16 protein-coding genes are annotated in these 18,949 nt (G+C 67.3%); 5 read left to right on the forward strand and 11 right to left on the reverse strand.

From position 1 onward, the window contains the following. Positions 1-25: 25 nt before the first annotated feature. The 5 genes from C5O79_RS01565 to C5O79_RS01585 form a co-directional block, all read right to left on the reverse strand. The gene (locus tag C5O79_RS01565; RefSeq protein ID WP_059645998.1) at positions 26-727 is read right to left on the reverse strand and encodes an ABC transporter ATP-binding protein; all 702 of its coding nucleotides are present in this window, start codon (positions 725-727) and stop codon (positions 26-28) included. Continuing rightward, positions 724-1,491 (reverse strand): ABC transporter ATP-binding protein, encoded by a 768-nt coding sequence (locus C5O79_RS01570; protein WP_021160139.1) that lies wholly within the window; start codon positions 1,489-1,491, stop codon positions 724-726. Before C5O79_RS01570 ends, C5O79_RS01565 begins: the two co-directional genes overlap by 4 nt. Then, a complete protein-coding gene (locus C5O79_RS01575; RefSeq protein ID WP_122478286.1) occupies positions 1,488-2,531 on the reverse strand; it encodes a branched-chain amino acid ABC transporter permease in 1,044 nt (347 codons plus the stop codon). Before C5O79_RS01575 ends, C5O79_RS01570 begins: the two co-directional genes overlap by 4 nt. Continuing rightward, complete coding sequence (locus C5O79_RS01580) at positions 2,528-3,388, reverse strand: branched-chain amino acid ABC transporter permease (protein WP_039355129.1); 861 nt, start codon at positions 3,386-3,388, stop codon at positions 2,528-2,530. Before C5O79_RS01580 ends, C5O79_RS01575 begins: the two co-directional genes overlap by 4 nt. A gap of 69 nt (positions 3,389-3,457) precedes the next feature. Continuing rightward, a complete protein-coding gene (locus tag C5O79_RS01585; protein ID WP_046547136.1) occupies positions 3,458-4,666 on the reverse strand; it encodes an ABC transporter substrate-binding protein in 1,209 nt (402 codons plus the stop codon). A 228-nt stretch (positions 4,667-4,894) separates the two neighbouring features. Between C5O79_RS01585 and C5O79_RS01590 the strand changes: the two genes are divergently transcribed. Beyond that, positions 4,895-5,749 carry an FCD domain-containing protein gene (locus C5O79_RS01590; RefSeq protein WP_039355135.1) on the forward strand — a complete coding sequence of 285 codons (855 nt, stop codon included), beginning with the start codon at positions 4,895-4,897 and terminating at the stop codon, positions 5,747-5,749. A gap of 178 nt (positions 5,750-5,927) precedes the next feature. On the opposite strand, the gene C5O79_RS01595 is transcribed toward C5O79_RS01590, so the two are convergent. The 3 genes from C5O79_RS01595 to C5O79_RS01605 are packed head-to-tail and all read right to left on the reverse strand — an operon-like array spanning position 5,928 to position 10,229. Continuing rightward, complete coding sequence (locus C5O79_RS01595) at positions 5,928-7,352, reverse strand: aldehyde dehydrogenase family protein (RefSeq protein WP_122478289.1); 1,425 nt, start codon at positions 7,350-7,352, stop codon at positions 5,928-5,930. A gap of 30 nt (positions 7,353-7,382) precedes the next feature. After that, positions 7,383-8,780, reverse strand: coding sequence for an aspartate aminotransferase family protein (locus C5O79_RS01600; protein WP_122478291.1), 1,398 nt, complete (start codon positions 8,778-8,780; stop codon positions 7,383-7,385). A 57-nt stretch (positions 8,781-8,837) separates the two neighbouring features. Continuing rightward, on the reverse strand, positions 8,838-10,229 hold the full coding sequence (locus C5O79_RS01605) for an APC family permease (RefSeq protein ID WP_122478293.1): 1,392 nt from the start codon (positions 10,227-10,229) through the stop codon (positions 8,838-8,840). 250 nt (positions 10,230-10,479) lie between these two features. Here C5O79_RS01605 and C5O79_RS01610 point away from each other — a divergent pair, with 250 nt between their 5' ends. Together C5O79_RS01610 and C5O79_RS01615 are read left to right on the forward strand one after the other, a co-directional pair. Next, the gene (locus C5O79_RS01610; protein WP_122479014.1) at positions 10,480-11,574 is read left to right on the forward strand and encodes an AraC family transcriptional regulator; all 1,095 of its coding nucleotides are present in this window, start codon (positions 10,480-10,482) and stop codon (positions 11,572-11,574) included. Positions 11,575-11,915: 341 nt separating this feature from the next. Continuing rightward, a complete protein-coding gene (locus C5O79_RS01615) occupies positions 11,916-14,351 on the forward strand; it encodes a PEP-utilizing enzyme (RefSeq protein WP_163009073.1) in 2,436 nt (811 codons plus the stop codon). 52 nt (positions 14,352-14,403) lie between these two features. Here C5O79_RS01615 and C5O79_RS01620 read toward each other — a convergent pair whose 3' ends face one another. Next, on the reverse strand, positions 14,404-14,778 hold the full coding sequence (locus C5O79_RS01620) for a sugar ABC transporter ATPase (RefSeq protein ID WP_122479019.1): 375 nt from the start codon (positions 14,776-14,778) through the stop codon (positions 14,404-14,406). Between the two features lie 266 nt (positions 14,779-15,044). Here C5O79_RS01620 and C5O79_RS01625 point away from each other — a divergent pair, with 266 nt between their 5' ends. Together C5O79_RS01625 and C5O79_RS01630 are read left to right on the forward strand one after the other, a co-directional pair. Further along, entirely contained in the window at positions 15,045-16,025 is a 981-nt protein-coding gene (locus C5O79_RS01625; RefSeq protein WP_122478295.1) for a helix-turn-helix domain-containing GNAT family N-acetyltransferase, read from the forward strand. Positions 16,026-16,349: 324 nt separating this feature from the next. Further along, a complete protein-coding gene (locus C5O79_RS01630; RefSeq protein WP_082138624.1) occupies positions 16,350-16,898 on the forward strand; it encodes a sigma-70 family RNA polymerase sigma factor in 549 nt (182 codons plus the stop codon). A 77-nt stretch (positions 16,899-16,975) separates the two neighbouring features. Here C5O79_RS01630 and C5O79_RS01635 read toward each other — a convergent pair whose 3' ends face one another. Further along, positions 16,976-17,404, reverse strand: a complete 429-nt coding sequence (locus tag C5O79_RS01635) for a Fis family transcriptional regulator (protein ID WP_122478297.1) — start codon at positions 17,402-17,404, stop codon at positions 16,976-16,978. Positions 17,405-17,435: 31 nt separating this feature from the next. After that, positions 17,436-18,923 carry a metalloprotease TldD gene (gene tldD, locus C5O79_RS01640; protein WP_122478300.1) on the reverse strand — a complete coding sequence of 496 codons (1,488 nt, stop codon included), beginning with the start codon at positions 18,921-18,923 and terminating at the stop codon, positions 17,436-17,438. Positions 18,924-18,949 lie beyond the last annotated feature (26 nt).

Here is an 18,949-nt window from a genome sequence, read left to right on the forward strand (position 1 = left end):
TCCTCGTATTGAAAGGGCGCGGCGCTTACGCGACGCCGACACCCAGGTAACGGTCCTTCACCTCGTGATCGGCCGCGAACGCCGCGTTGCTGCCTTCGTAGACGATCACGCCCTGCTCGATCACGAAGTGGCGATCCGCGAGCTGCGTGCACACTTCGAGGTTCTGTTCGACGAGCAGGATCGCAACGCCGGCCTCCTTGATCTGCTTCAGTTGCTCGACGATCTCCTCGACGATCACCGGCGCGAGCCCTTCCACCGGCTCGTCGAGCATCAGCAGCCGCGGGTGGTTCATCAGCGCGCGGCCGATCGCGAGCATCTGCTGCTCGCCGCCCGACAACTGCCCGCCGCCGTTGCGGCGGCGCTCCTTCAGGCGCGGGAAGATCCGGTAGATGTCGTCGAGCTGCCACGGTGAATCGCGGCGCGCACCGAGCCGCAGGTTCTCCTCGACCGACAGCAGGCGGAAAATGCCGCGATGCTCCGGCACGAAGCACAGGCCGCGCGCGGCGATCCGGTGCGCGGGCTGCCCGGACACCGGCCGGCCCGCGAACGTCACCGTGCCGCCGGTCGGCGCGACGACGCCCGCGATCGTCTTGAGCGTCGTCGACTTGCCCGCGCCGTTGCGGCCGAGGAGCGTCACCGTCTCGCCTTCGTTCACGTTCAGCGAAATGCCCTGCAGGATGTGGCTCTTGCCGTAGCAGGCATGAACTTCCTTCACGTCGAGCATCATGCGCGGCCTCCCGTGATCATGTTGCCGAGATATGCGCTGCGCACGCGCTCGTCGCCGCGAATCGCGTCCGGCTTGCCTTCGACCAGCACACGGCCCTGCTGCATCACCGTGATCGTGTCCGAGATGTCCATCACGATGCCCATGTTGTGTTCGATCAGCACGACCGTGTAGTCGTCGCGCAGGCCGCGGATCAGTGCCTTCATGTCGTCGAGATCGTCGATCCCCATGCCCGACGTCGGCTCGTCGAGAAAGATCGCGCGCGGTCGCGCCGCCAGCGCCATCCCGACCTCGAGCCGGCGCTGCTGGCCGTGCGACAGCACGCCGGCCGCCGTATCGGCGAAGCGCTGCAGGCCGAGCCGCTCGAGCACGTCGTCGACGATGCCGTCGTGCGCAAGCGCTCCGCGCGGCGGCGCCCACGGATTCAGCGCGCGCCGCGATTCGACGCCCTGCGCGGCGACGCGCAGGTTCTCGCGCACGCTCAGGTTCGGAAACAGGCTCGTCACCTGGAACGAGCGCGCGATGCCACGCCGCACGCGCTTGTGATCGGGTTCGCGCGACACGTCGTGGCCGTCGAACAGGATCGAACCCGACGTGATCGGCAGCGTGCCCGTCAACGTATGGAACAGCGTCGTCTTGCCGGCGCCGTTCGGTCCGATCACCGAATGCACGGTGCGCGGCATGATCCGCAGATCGACGCCGCCCAGCGCCGTGAACTTGCCGTAGCGCTTGACGATGCCGCGCGCCTCGAGAATCGCTTCGCTCATTGCCGCTCCCCGGTCGTCGTCGCCGTCCGTCCGCCGCGCCGCAGCGACGCCACGACGCGTTCCCCCAATCCCCACAACCCGCGCTGCATGAACAGGCTGACCGCGATCAGCACGAGACCGAGCAGCAGCAGCCAGCGCGGCCACAGCGTCGACAGCCAGTCCGCGAACAGCACGTAGAATGCCGCGCCGAGCACCGACGCGAACAGGTTGCCCGTGCCGCCGATCACCGTCATCACGAGGATCATCTCGCTCGTGTGATAGTCGATGTTCGACAGCGGCGCGATGCCCGTCATCAACGCGTGCAGCGCACCGGCGAAACCCGTGACCGCACCCGACAGCACAAACGCCGCGAGCTTGAAGCGCTTCACGTCGTAGCCGGCGGCCGCCGCACGCGCCTCGTTGTCGCGGATCGCGAGCAGCGTGCGGCCGAACACGGAGCGCGACACGCGCAACAGCAGCCAGAACACCGCGACGAACAGCACCGCGACGAAGCCGTAGTAGCGCCACGGCGAATCGAGTGAAACGAGCGGATGCCCGAACAGGGACAGCGCGGAGCGCGGGATGTCGAGCAGCCCGTTGTCGCCGCCCGTGACGTTCGGCGTCGTGTAGGCGAGAAAGTAGAACAGTTGCCCGAACGCGAGCGTCAGCATCACGAAGTAAGTGCCGCGCTGCCGGATCGAGAACCAGCCGACGAGCGCGGCCGCGACGGCACCGAGCACGGTGGCCGCAACCAGCGCGGCAGTCACCGATGCGACGCCGTGCGTCAGCACCAGCCCCGCCGCGTAGCTGCCGAGCCCGAAGAAGATGCCCTGCCCGAACGACAGCAGCCCTGTGTAGCCGAGCAGCAGGTTGCAGCCGAGCGCGGCGAGCGCGAACACCAGCACCTCGGTCGCGAGCGAGCCCGAGCTCAGCGCAACCGGCAGCGCGCACACGACGGCCACCGCGAGCCAGCCTTCCGGCCGCTGCAATGCGCCGCGCCACGGCTGCGGGCGTGACGCGGCCGCCGTCCCGGGCGGCAGCGGTTTCGACGATTCGATCATGCGGCCCTCCCCAGCAACCCGTTCGGACGCAACAGCAGCACGGCCGCCATCGCGACATAGATCATCAGCCGCGCACCTTCCGGCCACAGCGTGCTCATCAGGCTCTGCACGATGCCGACCAGCAGCCCGCCGACCAGCGCCCCGAGAAAATTCCCCATCCCGCCGACGACGACCACGACGAACGCGACGCCGAGCGCTTCGATGCCCATGAACGGGTCGACGCCGCGGATCGGCGCGGCGAGCACGCCCGCAAGCGCGGCCGTCGCCGCGCCGAGCGCGAACACGAGGCTGAACACGCGCGTCACGTTGATGCCGAGCAGCGACACCATCTCCGACGATTCGCTGCCCGCGCGCACCGTGCTGCCGAGCCGCGTGCCTTCGAGCACCCACCACAGCAGCGCGGCGAGCACGGCCGTGAACGCGATCACGAACAGCCGGTATTTCGGGTAGACGAAGCCGCCCCAGATCACGACGCCGTTCAGCGCATCGGGCGGCGGCACGTTGTCGCCGAGCGGGCCCCACGCGAGGATCGCGCACTCCTGCAGCACGAGCGCGAGCCCGACCGTCGCGAGGATGTGGAATTCGTGCTGCTGCGCGTACACATGACGCAGCACGAGCTTTTCGACGCTCCACGCGAACGCGCCGACGACGAGCGGCACGACCGCGAGCGCGACCCAGAAATTCGCCGACCATTGCAGCGCCTGATAGCAGAGATACGCACCGAGCAGGTAGAACGCGCCGTGAGCGAAGTTCACGAAGCGCAGCAGGCCGAACACGATCGACAGGCCGACGGCGAGCAGGAAATACAGCATGCCCACGCCGATGCCGTTGACGATCTGCAGCAGATAGACGTTCATGGCTTCCGTGTCAGAAAGGAAGGTAACGGACGTCCGCGGCGCGCGACGGCCGCGGACGCGTGCACTGCGTCACGCGAGCTTGCAGCTCGTCTTGTCGACCGGCAGGAACGACTGGCCCGAGCTGACGATGTCGGCGTAGTCGTCCGCGTTCTTCATCCGGCTCTTCGGCTTGCCCTTCAGCAGGTAGTAGTTCTTCAGCACCTGATGATCGCCCTTGCGGATTTCCTCCGGGCCGGTGAGGCCGTCGTACTTCATGCCCTCCATCGCCGCGACCACCTTCTTCGGATCGGCGCTGCCGGCCTTCACCATCGCGTCGACCAGGATCTTCGAGCAGATGTACGAACCCGCGAGGCTGTAGTTCGGGTTCGCCTTGAACGTGGCGTTCGCGCGCTTAACGAGGTCGCGGTTCAGCGGCGAATCGATGGCGTGCCAGTACTGCGCGCCGAAATACACGCCGTCGCAGATGTCGGGCCCGAGCGCCTCGAACTGCTCGAGGCCCGACGCCCACGCGAGCAGGATCGTGCAGTTGCGCTTCATCCCGAAGCTGACGGCCTGGCGCAGCGTGTCCGACGACTGCGAGCCGAAGTTCAGGATCAGCAGCACGTCCGGCTGCGCGGCCGCCGCGTTCGTCAGGTAGCCGCTGAACTCCTTCTCGGCGAGCGAGTGGTAGCTGTTGCCGACATGCTCGATGCCCTTTTCCTTGAAGATCGCCTTCGCGGCCGACAACAGGCCGTCGCCGAACACGTATTGCGGCGTGATCGTGTACCAGCGCTTCGCCTTCGGCAGCATCTGGGTCAACGGGCGCACCGTCTGCTCGATCGCGCCGAAGGTCGGCACCGACCAGCGGAACGTTGCGGCATTGCAATCCTTGCCGGTGATCTCGTCCGCGCCGGCCGTCGTGATGAACACGCCGCCCGCCTTCTGGACTTCCTTGCCCATCGCCAGCGATTCGGACGACAGGATGCCGCCCGCGAAGAAACGCACTCCCTTCTGCTGCGCGATCTCCTGCACGCGCCGCACGGCGGTCGCGGGCTTGCCCTCGGTGTCGAGCGCCGTGTAGGCGAGCGGCGCGCCGAGCACCTTGCCGTATTGCTGGACGACGAGCTGCATGCCGAGATCGGCGTACTTGCCGTTGGCGGCGAACGGCCCAGACATCGGCACCGGGCACGCCAGCTGAATGGATGAACCCTGCGCGAACGCGGCTCGGGACGACATGCTGCCGAGCGCACCCGGCACGGCCGACAGCGCGGCCAGTTTCAACAGTTCTCGGCGATTCAAGTTGACGCTCCTGATAAAGGGGGACACACGCGATGCGACCGACTGCCAAACCGTGCCCACGCCCTGCAGGATGCGCGCCGCCGGTTGATCCTATTTATCATGATAAATAGAATGAACCTGATGCTAGAGTTGATCAAAATTGGTGTCAATCAGGCAAAATTCCGTACCCGCGCCGGAACGGATCGTCGACGATGACGCGGCGCGCAGTCAGACAAAGGAGTCGTGAAGATGGTCATGGACCGAGCCAGGGCGGGCCTCGCGGTCGAAATCAAGCAGCCGAAGCGGGCCGATCTCGTCGCCGAGGAGATCAAGCGGCTGATCACCGAGAAGGACCTGAAGCCCGGCGATCGCCTGCCGCGCGAAGCCGAGCTGCAGCAGCTCTATGCGGTGAGCAAGAGTACGATCCGCGAGGCGCTGAAGTCGCTGGAGGTGCAGGGGCTGATCAAGGTCACGACGGGGCCGTCGGGCGGCGGGATGGTCGTCGAGGTGCCGCTCGACCGCACGCTGCAGCTCCTGCAGAACTACCTGTTCTTCAAGGACGTGACGATCGACGACATCTACACCGTGCGCAAGCTGCTCGAACCCGAGCTGGCGGCCGGTGCCGTGCCGCATCTGAGCGAGCGCGACTTCGCGGCGCTGGAGGCGAACATCGCGTGCTGCGACGGCGCATCGGGCGTGCACGACCGCGGGCACATGCTGCGCCAGCGCCAGGAGGACACGACGTTCCACGACATCCTCGCGGCCGCGAACCCGAACCCGTTCCTGCGCTTCAGCTGCGAGCTGATCAACGAGATGATCCGGCAGCTGATCGAGTTCCGGAACGATACGCCGCTCGTGGAGCACAAGCGCTTCGGCGAAGCGAACGTGTCGATCCACAAGGCGATCCTGCAAGCCGCGCGCGAGCGCGACACCGAGCGCGTCCGGGCGCTGATGGTCGAGCACATGACCGAGGCGCCCAAGCATGTGAAGCGGATGAAGGGCAAGCTGCGCGGGCGGTTGATCCTCGACTCCGAGATCCGCCGGCGGGCCGCCGCGCCCGTTGCGGGATCCGATGCGGGCGCAACGGATCCCGACGAGGATTGATTGCCAGCGAGCGCGGCGTCGGCCCGACGCCGCGTGCTTCGCAGCGCACGGGAAGTATCCGCCACGCCGCAACTGCCGACGCTGTGCGTGGCCGTGGCGGCCAGCCGCCGCGAGCGGCGCAGGCAATGGCGCATGCGCGTCGCGATTCACCCGGGCGGCCGCAACATCGTACGTACGCTCACGCGTACCCCGTCGTCCCCTTCGTCTCCAGATACTCGATCAAGCCGAACTCCGCATACTCGCGGCCGTTGCCCGAGCGCTTGTAGCCGCCGAACGGCGCGGCCGGATTCCATGCCGGGTAGTTGATGTGGACGTTGCCCACCCGCAACCGCGCCGCCACCCTGCGCGCACGCTCGATATCCTTCGACTGCACGTAGGCCGCGAGCCCGTAGACCGAATCGTTCGCGAGCTCGACGGCTTCCTCTTCGGTCCGGTAGGTCATGATCGACAGCACCGGCCCGAAGATCTCCTCGCGCGCGATCGTCATCGCCGGCGTGACGTTCGAGAAAACCGTCGGCCGCACGTAGAACCCGTCGCCGAGCCCGTCCGGCCGCCCCAGCCCGCCTGCGACGAGCGTCGCACCCTGTTCGATCCCGAGCCGGATGAAGTGCTGGATGCGGTCGAACTGCGTGCGGCTGACCACCGGCCCGATGCCGGTTTCCGGTGAACGCGGATCGCCGACGATCGTGCGCTCCGCCTCCCGCCGCGCCGCTTGCTCGGCCAGCGCGAGATGGTCGGCGTGCACGAGCATGCGCGTCGGCGCATTGCATGACTGGCCGCTGTTGCTGAAACAGCTGCGCGCGCCACGCGTGACCGCATCCTCGATATCGGCGTCGGGCAGGATCAGGTTCGGGCTCTTGCTGCCGAGCTCCTGGTGCACGCGCTTCACGGTGTCGGCGGCCGCCTTCGCGACCTCGACGCCCGCGCGCGTCGACCCGGTAAACGACATCATGTCGACATCCGGATGCCGCGACAGCGCGTCGCCCACGTCATGCCCGTAACCATGCACGAGGTTGAACACGCCGGGCGGCACGCCGGCCTCGTGCAGGATCTCCGCGAACAGGATCGCGCTGAACGGCGCGATCTCGCTCGGCTTGAGCACCATCGTGCAGCCGGCCGCAAGCGCCGGCGCGACCTTGCACACGATCTGGTTGATCGGCCAGTTCCACGGCGTGATCAGCGCGCATATGCCGATCGGCTCGTGCGACACCAGCAGCGAATCGGTCTGCGTGCTGAAGCGGAACGACTGCAACGCGCGGATCGTCTGCTCGAGGTGCGCGGTGCCGACTGCGGCTTGCGCCGCGCGCGCAAACGCGATCGGCGCGCCCATCTCCTGGCTGATCGTCTGCGCGACCTCCTCATAACGGCGCTGGTAAATGTCGAGCACGCGCCGCAGCAGCGCGACGCGCTCGTCCACCGGCCAGCGCGAATACGTGTCGAAGGCCTGCTTCGCCGCGCCGACCGCGCGATCGACGTCGGCCGCGCCGCCGATCCTGAGCTGCGCATACGGCCGCGCCGTGCGCGGGTCGATCACGTCGATCGGCTTCGCATCGGCCGGATCGAGCCACTGGCCGTCGATATAGGACTGTCGTGACGTTCTCATCGAATGCTCCTGAAATGAAGGACGCCGCGCTCAGCGCGTTGCCCGCGCATAGGTGTCGACGAGGATGTCGCGAATCTTCGCGACGAACCACACGATCTCGTCGCGCGACATCACGAGCGGCGGCGAGAACTGCACGATCGGCGTGCCTTCGTGATCGACGCCCGCGCGGCACAGCAGCCCTGCGTCGAAGATCGCGGGTGCGAGCAGCGTCGACACGAATGCCTGCGCGCTGATGCCGGCCGCCCAGCGGCGCGCGGCCTTGTCGGTCACGAGTTCGAGCGAGTAGTGGTAGCCGTCGCCGCGCACGTCGCCCACGCACGGCAGTTCGAGCAAGCCGTCGAGCGTCTGGCGGAACACGGCCTCATTGCTGCGGACGTTCTCCAGCACGCCTTCGCGCTCCATGATCGCGAGGTTCGCGAGCGCGGCCGTGCACGCGACCGGGTGGCCGCCGTAGGTCGCGCCGTGCAGGAACATCTGCTGCGGGCCATCGAGCACCGTGTCGACCACCGCGTCGCTCGCGATCACGCCGCCGAGCGGCACGTAGCCCGACGCGATGCCTTTCGCGAACGTGATGATGTCCGGCTTCAGCCCGTAGCGCGCGGAGCCGAAATATTCGCCGAGCCGGCCGAACCCGCAGATCACTTCATCGGCCACCAGCAGCACGCCGTGCCGGTCGCAGATGTCGCGCAAACCGGCCGCGTAACCGGCCGGCGGCGTCAGGCTGCCGCCCGCATTCTGCAGCGGCTCCACGACGATCGCGGCGACGGTATCCGGCCCTTCCTGCACGATCAGCGATTCGATCTCGTCGAGCAGGTGGCGCGTGAACTGCGCTTCCGTCTCGCCCACCGGGCGGCCGTAGCGCTTCGTGTTGCCCACATGCCGCACGCCCGACATCAGCGGCTCGAAATGCTTGCGGAAGTTCGTCATCCCGTTCAGCGCGAGCGCGCCGAACGACGTGCCGTGATACGCGACACGCCGCGCGATGAACTTGCGCCGCTGCGGCTCGCCGCGCGACTGGTGATACTGGCGCACGAGCTTGATCGCCGATTCGTTCGACTCCGAGCCGCTCGAGGTGAAGAACACGCGGTTCAGCCCTTCCGGCGCGAGCGCGGCGAGCTTGTGCGCAAGCTTGATCGCCGGCTCGTGGCCCACACCCCAGTTGGTCGCGAACGGCAACCGCACCATCTGCTCGCGGATCGCGTCGCCGATTTCCGCGCCGTGGCTGTAGCCGACCTGCACGCAGTACAGACCGGCCAGCCCGTCGAAGTAGCGCTTGCCGTTGCGGTCGACGAGCCAGCAGCCTTCGCCGCGGTCGAACACGGTGAGCGCGTTGTCGCGATACGCATCGGCATGCGTGAAATGCATCAGCAGGTGGCGTTTGCCGATGGCCTGCAGGTCCGCATCGAGATTGACGTCAACAGCGTTCATGGATGATTCCTCCTTCAGGGTGTCAGAACCGGCGGCCGGCGGTCGGCCGCCGGTCACTCAATTCATCGACAGCGTCGGCGCCGGGCGCGTGAAGCCGCGCGTCAGCCACACGAGCTGGCAGAGTCCGAGCACGAGCCAGCCGATGCCGACGTAGAACGTCTGGCGCGACAGGCCCGACCAGAGCCACACGTTCATCGCGAAGCCGATCGCCGGCATCACGCCGAACGTGATCCAGCCCGCGAAGCGGCGATGCTCGGGGCGGCACAGATAGCTGCGCATCACGCACAGGTTCACGACCGCGAACGCGACGAGCGCACCGAAGCTGATCATCGTGGACGCGAGGTCGAGCGTGATGAACAGTGCCGACAGCGACACGATCCCGACCGCGAGCGTCGCGCGCACCGGCGTACGCAGCCGCGCATGCAGATGGCCGAATACGCGCTCGGGCAGCACCCGGTCGCGGCCCATCGCGAACAGCACGCGCGTCACGCTTGCCTGGCCCGCCATCGCGCTCGCGAAGCAGCCGGCCACGTACACCGCGACGAAGAACGCCGACAGCGTGCCGCCACCGATGCGCCGCATCAGTTCGAGGCTGGCCGAGTCGAGATCCTTGAATGCGTGCCAGTCGGGAAACACCACTTGCCCGACGTAGGCGACCAGCATGAACAGCACGCCGCTCGCCAGCGTGCAGAGCAGGATCGCGCGCGGCACGATGCGCTTCGGCTCGCGTGTTTCCTCCGACAGCGTGGTGACCGCATCGAAACCGAGGAACGACAGGCACAGGATCGCGGAGCCGGCGAAGATCGCACGCGCATCGCCCGACGACGGCAGCGCGACGGCCATCGACAGCCCTTCTCCCGACGCGACTCGCGCGGATGCGATGAAGAAGATCGCGATGAACACGAGCTGGCTCGCGATCAGGATCAGGTTCACGCGATTGACGAGCCGGATGCCGACGATGTTCAGCCCGGTGATCAGCAAGATGCTGCCGACGATCCACACGCTGGCCGGCACGCCGGGGAAAATCTGCTTCATGTAGATGCCGATCGCGAGGTAGCTGATCATCGGGATGAACAGGTAGTCCATCAGCAACGCCCAGCCGACCATGAAGCCGGCCGACGTGCCGAAGTTGCGGCTCGCGAACGTGTAGGCCGACCCGGCGCTCGGCATCAGACGCGCCATGTGGCCGTAGCTGCGCGCGGTGAACAGCATCGCGACCAGCGTGACCGCGTACGCGGCCGTCAGATGCCCGTTCGTCTCGCTCGTGACGATCCCGTAGGTCGTGAACACCGTCATCGGCAGCATGTACGCGAGGCCGAAGATCACCAGCGTCGCGAGCCCGAGCAGATGCGGCTTGCGGCGTTCGTCCGCGTCGCCTCGCATCGCGTGCGCGCCGAAGTCGTGCGTCGCGGCGGCTGATGCGTATCGACCTGGGCTGTCGTTGTCCATGCTGTCCTCACGTGGGTGGCGTTCACGGCTTCAACACTCGTTCGCCCGGCACGGCCGGCGGCGCACGACTGGGAGAAAGTGTGGTGCGCCAAAAAATCGGCCACGAATGAGAAAAGCGGACGTAATCGGGGGATATTTCCGGACACATCGCCGCATATCGCGCCGACGAGTCATGCATGCTGCTGTGCGGCACTGGCGTTTTTCGGACATTCCGGCTATGTTCTACGCGACCCGTCGCCCCATCAGCACCATGAACAGCCGCTCCCATCCCGACCAGAGCCGGGCCGAACGCAGCCTGCGTTCGTCGCTCGGCCTCGCGCGTCCGGCAGGACGCCAGGAGGACATTCCCGCCACCGTCCACGCAATCGCGGTCGCGCTGGACGAGTGCCGCGTGCGGCATATCGACGGCGCCGCGCTGCTCGAAGGCACGGGGCTCGGCGCGGAACAAGTCGCGTCGCCGAACCTGCACGTGAATCGCGGCCAGGAGCAGCGCTGCTTCCACAACCTGCTGCAGTGCAGCGGCGTGCCGTCGATCGGGCTGTCGATCGGTGCGCGGCTGCACGTGTCGACGCTCGGCCTCGCCGGCTACGCGATGCTGATCAGCGGCTCGGTGATGCAGGCATTCCGGTGCATGGGCCAGTTTCCGCTGTTCATGGGGCTGTATTTCGATGTGCGTATCGATGCGCATGCGGACGGCATGAGCGTGACGATCAGCCGCTACAACGGCGAGCCCGATCTCGAGGCGTTCCAGGTCGACATGTGCCTGTCGAGCCTGCGGCTGATCGTGTCCGATCTCGTCGGCAAGCCCGTCTGGCCCGAGCAGGTGCAGCTCGCGCGCCGCACGCCGCGCAACGCGGCCGACTACACGCGCCACTTCGGCTGCAAGGTCACGTTCAACGCAGCCGACAACCGGCTCGTGTTCACGTCGGTGAACGGCACCGAGATGCCGCTGCTCGCGAACGAAGTCAGCTTCAATGCGCTGCACGGCCAGTGCGAGGCGCTCGAACGGCAGTGGGCCGCGTCGGTCGGCACGCGCTTCGCCGATCGCGCGAAGGAGCTGATGGCGCGCGATCTCGCGCGCTTCAAGTCGATGACGTCGCTCGCGGATGCACTGCACCTGACGGAGCGCACGCTGCGCCGGCGGCTCGACAAGGACGGCCTCACGTTTCAGTCGCTGCTCGACGACGTGCGCCGCGACGAAGCGGTGCGGATGCTCGACGATCCCGAGCTGACGGTCGCGGCCATCGCGGAACGTCTCGGCTACAGCGAGCCGCGCAGTTTCCGTCATGCGTATCGACGCTGGACCGGCAGGACGCCGCGCGCGGATCAGGATGCTGACGCGTAACGCGCAATCGACGCCCGCTCGGCAGACCTGCAGCAGAAGCCTTCCCGACGCACGACGGCAAGCCGGTTTCATCGCCGGCATCAGCGCTTCCCGCACACACCGTTCATGACCGGCGCCTGAATGGCGTCGCGCTCGACATGGCTGCATGTCATCCGAATCTTCTCGCGTAGAATGCCCGCAACAATCAAATCAAGCATCAAGCCGAGCGGGCCGCCCTTCCATTCCACTCGCACCGGCGCAACGCGAACACGACAACACGAACAAGACCCGCGGCATCCACCGGCGGCGCCGAGCCGACCGGGCGTGTGCCGCCACGACGATCGCCCGCCGACGACGCCACCATGAGCAAACCGATCCTGTACCTCCTCGCCGGCAACGGCAGCGCAGCCGACTGGTGGGACGATGCACTGCCCCACTTCCGGCATTACCGGCCCGTGCCGCTGGAACTGCCGGGCTTCGGCGACAACCCCGCGCCGCCCTGCGAAGATCTCGCCGCATATGCACAAGCGCTGCTGGACGCAACCGAGCCGGGCCACGCGATCATGGCGGTCGGCGTGAATGCGCTGCTGGTGCTGCATGCATTGCAGCGACGCCCCGGCCACTTCGGCCGCAGCGTGCTGCTCGCGCCTGTCGGTGCGTTCCTGTGGGAACGGCGCCTGCCGAAACTGATGGCGCCGAAACCGCTGCGCAAGACGATCCACTGGCTGCTCGCGCACTACCCGACGCTGTTTGCCCGCAAGTTCTCGAACCTGACCTGGACGCGGGCCCAGTACCGCCGCATGGGCGCCGGCTACGCGCGCTGCCGTGCGTTCCTGCCGCACTGGGATCTCGTGCGCGCCGATACCGCGCTGCCGCTGCTCGAGTGGGTCAGCGATCGCATCGAACTCGTGTGGGGCGACCAGGACAACGTGCTGGGCGTGCGCCAGGCCGCCGCGTGGTCGGCCATCCTCGCGCGCGCCGACCTCACCGTCACGCTGCAGGCCGGCTGGGGACACTATCCGTGGATCGATGCGCCGGCGGCATTCGTGCACTGGCTCGAAGCGGGCGATGCCGGCTTCGTCGCGCATACCAAGGGCGGCCGCCTCGCGCTGGCCACGATGGCCGGCCTGCCCGTGCCGCCCGCGCTGTCGCTGACCCGCGCCGACGATCCGCGCCTGCCCGGTTTTCTCGCGAGCCAGCCCGACGCCGAGTGGGCGATCCGCTCGTCGAGCCACGGCGAAGACCAGGCCGATGCGGCCAACGCGGGCCTGCACACGACGTTCCTGCGCGTACGGGCATCGCAGGCGGCCGCGCGCGTGGCCGAGCTGCTCGATGGCGGCCTCGAGGAAGCGGTCGTGCAGCGCTTCATCACGCCCGTGCTGTCGGGCATCGCGTTCGTGCGGCATCTGGCAGTCGAAGTCGAATGGGTGGAAGGCCACCTCGAAACGCTCGCCGACGGGCAGGCCAGCCCGCAACGCGCGATCCTGTCGCGGCTCGGCGAACCCTGGCAGCGCGGCACGTTCCCGACCGCGCACGGCTTGAGCGCGACGCAGCTGTGGGCCTTCCTGCAGCGCGTGCTGCGCGCGTTCCATTACGTGCCGGGCGACGTCGAATGGGCGTGGGACGGCAAGCAGCTGTGGCTGCTGCAGTACCGTCCGATCAGCAGCTACGGCTGGCACCGGCACCTGACCGCCGCGAACATCGCCGAGATCCTGCCGCCGCAGCCGAGCCGGCTGGTCGAGTATGCGCAACGACGCGCGGCCGGCAGCATCCCGGCGATCATGGCGCGCTGGGATGCACGCATACTGCAGGACAACGAACCATTCACCGCACTCTATGGCGGCGCGTCGTACATCAACAACGACCTGTTCCTCGCCCGCCTCGCCGACTGGGGCGTGTCGGCCGGCAACTACAGCGGCGAGATCGGCGGCGCGACACCGCCGCTGCGCTGGCGCCCGCTGCGGCTGCTGCGTTCGCTGCCGGTGTTCTGGCGCATGCTGCGTGTCGCGCGCGGGCACCTGCCGACGCTCGAGCGCGGCTTGCAGCGCTTCGACCAGGAACTCGCGACGCTCGTCGAACGACGCGCCGACGGCCAGCAACTGGCCGACTGGTTCACGCGCTTCTACGTGTTCGTCGTGCAGGGCAACCTGTGCATCGCGTCGTCGCTCGCCAGCAGCGGCGGTGCATTGTGGGGCCGCCCGCCGACCGCATACGGCCAGCTCGACGACAGCCCGCACCGGCTGCCGTGGGAAACCGATCCGGGCACCGCACGGCCCGCGCCCACCCACCTGCCGCTGCAGGCGTTTCCCGCCTGGCCGCTGCCGGTACGCGTGCTCCATGCGCTCGGCGCGCCCGGCATGCGCGGCTGGTATCTGCAGGTGCGCGAGTGGTATCGCGACAACCTGATGCGCGTGTTCTTCCGCCTGCATCATGCGATGCCGGCCGCCGACCGCGACGCGTGGTTCGCGCCCCATCCCGAGCGCCGCGAACGTAACGGCAGCTTCTGGCAGGACGGCGGCGAAGGCACCGACGAGGCGGCCGGCTTCATGATCTATCCGGGCCACACGCAAGGCGTGCTCGGCCACGAGATCCTGCTGGAAGACACGCTCGACCCGGGCCGGCACGCGCAGTACCAGGCCGCGCGCGCCGTGATCGCGCGCATGGGCGGCCGGCTGTCGCACGGCGCGACGCTGCTGCGCGAGCTGCGCAAGCCGTCGGCCGTGCTGCCGCGCGTCGATGCGACGTGGATCGGGCGCGAGGTGCGGCTCAGCGACGGCCGGCTGACGCTGGTCGAATGAACGCGATGCGGTTGCCGCGCATCTGAGCACGGGCCCGGGCCTGAACTGCCGGTCAGCGTACCGGCTCGCGGACGACTCCGTCGACCTTCAGCGTGCGCCGGTCGTGCGCGGCTTCGTATTCGACCGTCTGCGCGGGCGTGACGGCGCCGTACGACCGGCCGTTCACATAGACGGTGCCGTCCCGCAACTCGACCCGGTCGCCGTTGACCGTCGCGGTGGCACGGTCGCCCTGCAACACCGCGCCCGAACAACCTGCAGTCGAAAAACTGCGGACCGACGTGCCCGGCATCGCGGCGATCCCGCCCTGGTCTGCCGCATGTGCCGCACTGCATGGCGGCGCGTCCATGCTGCCGGCAGCGTGGACCGCGCCGGCGCTGATGCCGCATCCGGCAAGCAGCGCAATCGTCATCGGCTTCAGATGGTTCATGGTGAGCTCCATTGTCCGCCGCCGCGGATCGATGACCGGCCGACGCCCGTGCTCGCATGGCAGGCCGGCTGGATGCATCCAGTATGCGTCCGGTTCGCGGCATTCCGCCATCCTCGCCGGTACCGCTCATCGCCGCCCTGGTTCGCTCCGGCAGCGGCCTCTGGAAATACCTCCCGCGGGGCAACCCGCCCCATGAAAATCCACCTTGATCAAGTTGCGATCCGCAACTATTATTGATTGCGATTCGCAACCTTTCCGGACCCGCCATGGACCTCATCGACGCTCCCGCCAAGCCCCGCGAAGCCACGATCCTCGAGCTGCGCGACTTCTCCCGCAAACTGGTTCGCGAGCTCGGCTTCATGCGCGCGACGCTGGCCGACAGCGACTGGGCGCCTTCGGCCGTCCACGCGATCCTCGAGATCGGGATGGCGCCCGGCATCAACGCCCGCGATCTGGGCAACATCCTGCGGCTGGACAAATCGAACACGAGCCGGCAACTCGCGCGGCTCGAGGCCGCCGGCGTCGTAGAACGGCGCGTGTCAAGCGACGATGCACGCGCGATCGAGCTGTACCTGACCGCCGACGGGAAAAAGCTCCAGAAAAGAATCGACACGTTCGCGACGGACCAGGTATCGAATGCGCTGCGCCGCATGGTGCCTGCCGACCAGCAGGCACTGCTGCGCTCGCTCGCGCTGTATGCCGATGCGCTCGCGCAGGACAACGCCGCGAAAGCGCCCGTCGCGACACTCGATGCGCCGGCGATCCGCGAAGGTTACCAACCGGGCTGCATCGGCGATATCGCGAGCCTTCACGCGCGCTTTTATTCGGAACACTGGGGCTTCGGCGCGTTTTTCGAAAAGCGGGTGGCGACCGAACTGGCCGAGTTCGCGGGTGCGCTGCCGGCCGACGGCAAGGCGCTCTGGCTATGCCAGGAAGACGGGCGGACCCTCGCATCGCTCGCGATCGACGGCGACCCGGCAACCGGCGTCGCGCACCTGCGCTGGTTCATCGTGAACGATGCGCTGCGCGGGTCGGGCATCGGGCGCCGGCTCATGACGGAAGCCATGCGCTTCGTCGACGCACAGCGGTTTCGCGAAACCTACCTGTGGACGTTCAAGGGGCTGGACTCGGCACGCCATCTGTACGAGTCGTTCGGCTTTGCGTTGACCAGCGAATCCGCGGGCACGCATTGGGGCACCGAGGTGGTCGAGCAACGCTTCAGCCGGCCGGGGCCGTCGCGTGGTTGAGGGTCAGCAAGCGTCGAAGTAGCGGGCGTCGGACGACGTGCAGGGTCGCGCGCCCGTTCTACTTCGATCGTCCACGATTCATCCGACTTATCGGCCGATGGCGGCATGGCTGATCGTCGGCGAAATGAAGATGCGGAATATTGCGTTGGTTTCAAGCCACTTCGAGTCTGGCGTTTTTTGTAATGGCATACTCAAGCTGAGACGCTGCGCAGAGGCGTTGTTACTTCCAGAGGTGTGGCGGCGCAAATAATGTGCGCCTCTTCATGTGCTGTTTTCGTGCACGCTTTCGTGCCTTGACGCCCCTCGTCCAGGAATCAGTTTCAGATGAATTACAGTTCACCGATCAGTGGCGCCCCCACAGGATGCGATGTCGACGAACGCACGCGCTCGCGCGCGGCGTGGTTGACAAGTGAATTCCGCACGAGCTATGCGTGGCTGAAGTCGAAACTGCAAAGACGTGTCGGCTCGCCGGCCGACGCGGAAGATCTCGCATCGTCGTCGTTCGCCGAACTTGCGGATGTGCAGGACGTGACAGCCGTGCGCAATGCGCGGGCCTTTCTGACGGTCATCGCACAGCGCCTCACCTACGAAATGTGGCGGCGCCGCGACCTGGAACGCTCGTACCTTGAATCGCTCGCCCATCGGGAAGAAGCAGTCGCGCCGTCGGCAGAAAGCCTCGCGGAAGTCACGCAGGCACTCCTGCTCGTGGATCAGGCGTTGAACGGCCTGTCACCTAACGCAAAAAGCGCCTTCGTCATGAGTCAGATAGACGGCCTCACGCACGCCGAAATCGCCGAGCGGCTCGGCGTGTCGGCGAGCATGGTGCGGAAATATATCGCGCAGGCTTTGACGCAGTGCTATCTGATGACGTGAACCGGCTGCACCAGCGCCTGTGCTCGGCTGCCGGCCGGCATCCTCCGATGCCGATCGTTGTCGCGAATACGTCTCTTTCACTGGGCCGCGCTGGGACGCTCCAGTTGCCGTGCGACGATGTCGATCACTCGGACGGGCGCTATCTCGAGTTGTAAATCGTGATCCGTCACGAGCGCCGAAAAGGTGAGAAAAGCGGCGGGATCGAATCCGTAGCGGCCTTCCTCGCCCGATTCATATGCGTTGCCGGCGATGCGCTCGTACTCGTCGGCTGTATGCAGGCGTCGTCCGCCGTAGCCGAGCTCGCGCAGCAGCGCGGCGGCCATCGCCACGCGCAACAGGATGCGCAGCGCAGTCAGCGAGCCGGCGCCGGCGCGCAGCGCTTCGAGCTGAAGGTGATACTCCAGTGAGAGTGCATCGCGAATGGCCTTCGGTAAAGGCAGGAGTTCCGTCTTGTCCGCCCGCGACCGGACTCTCGACTGGTCGAGACGCTGCGCCCAGCCTCTCATCTTCGGCTCACCACCTGTCCGCACGCGTTCATCACGCCGTTCCGCCCACCGTCATGTCGTCCACGCGAACGGTAGGCTGCCCCACGCTCACCGGCACCGACTGGCCGGCCTTGCCGCACACGGCACGGCCCGTGTCGAGTTCGAGGTTGTTGCCGACCATGCTGATTTTCTGGATCGTTTCGAGCCCGTTGCCGGTGATCGTCGCGCCTTTCACCGGTGCGCAGAGCCTGCCGTTTTCGATCAGAAATGCTTCTGATGCCTCGAATACGAACTGCCCGCTCGTGATGTCGACCTGCCCGCCCTCGAGCCCCGCCACATATATCCCGCGCTTCACCGACGCAATGATCTCCTCGTGTTCGCAATCGCCGTTGAGCATGAACGTATTGGTCATGCGGGGCATCGGCAACACCGCATAGCCCTCGCGGCGGCCATTGCCCGTCGGCTTCATGTTCATAAGGCGCGCGCTGAGCGCGTCCTGCATGCAGCCGCGCAACACGCCGTCCTCGATCAACACCGTGCGTTGCGTCGGACAACCCTCGTCGTCGAAATTGAGCGAACCCCGGCGGCCTTCGAGCGTGCCGTCGTCGACGATGGTGACGTTACGCGCCGCCACGCGCTCGCCGACGCGGCCAGCGAACACCGAGGTCTTGCGGCGGATGCCGTCGGCCTCGAGACCATGGCCCACGGCTTCGTGCAACAGCACGCCGTTCCAGCCCGGCCCGACGACGACGGTCATTTTTCCCGCCGGGGCGGCCCGTGCATCCAGTTTCGTCAGCGCGGCGTCGACGCGGTCGCACACCAGCGTGCGGATGTCGTCATCCGACCACGAAGCGATCCCGTAGCGACCGCCGATTCCCCCGCTCGCGCTTTCGATCCGGTCGCCGGATTTGACCTGAACGTTGATCGCCAACCGCAGCATGGGCCGCACGTCGCCGACGCTGAGCCCGTCGCAGCGCGCGACCCACACCGTCTCGTGCGTCGCGGCGAGCATCGCGTTGACCTCGACCACGCGCGGATCCTTCGAACGCGCCAGTTCGTCCACGCGCTTGAGCAGCGCGAGTTTCCGCTCCGCGCCGATCGCGCCGAGCGGGGCTCGCGGGACATAGATCGATCGCGCCGCCGCGAGACCGGCCGGTTCGCCGCGGGGCGTTGCGTGGGAGAGCTCGTCCGGCCCCGAACGAATCTGCCGCGCGATCGTGCGCAACGCGTCCGCCCCGATCCGTTGCGAACTCGCGAACGTCGCTTCCTCGCCGTTCAGCACGCGCATGCCGAATCCCGAATCGCACAGCCAGGCGCCGCCTCGCACGGCGCCGCCTTCGAGCGACCACGATTCCGCGATCGACTCCTTCAGATAGATGTCGGCGAAGTTGCCGGATTGCCCGAGCGCGCTGTTCAGCGCGGCGAACAAGTGCGTTTCGTCGATGCCGTGTTTGTCGAGCAGCCCCGCATACGCCGCGCGACGCATGTCGTGGAGCGAGGGGCCGCGGGTGTCGGTCAGGGTTTGGTTCGTGTCCAGCATAGTGTCGTACCGGTGTGTGACGGAAA

Origin of the sequence: Burkholderia sp. SRS-25 (assembly GCF_004343765.1) — a bacterium.
In the GTDB taxonomy this organism is placed as follows: domain Bacteria; phylum Pseudomonadota; class Gammaproteobacteria; order Burkholderiales; family Burkholderiaceae; genus Burkholderia; species Burkholderia contaminans.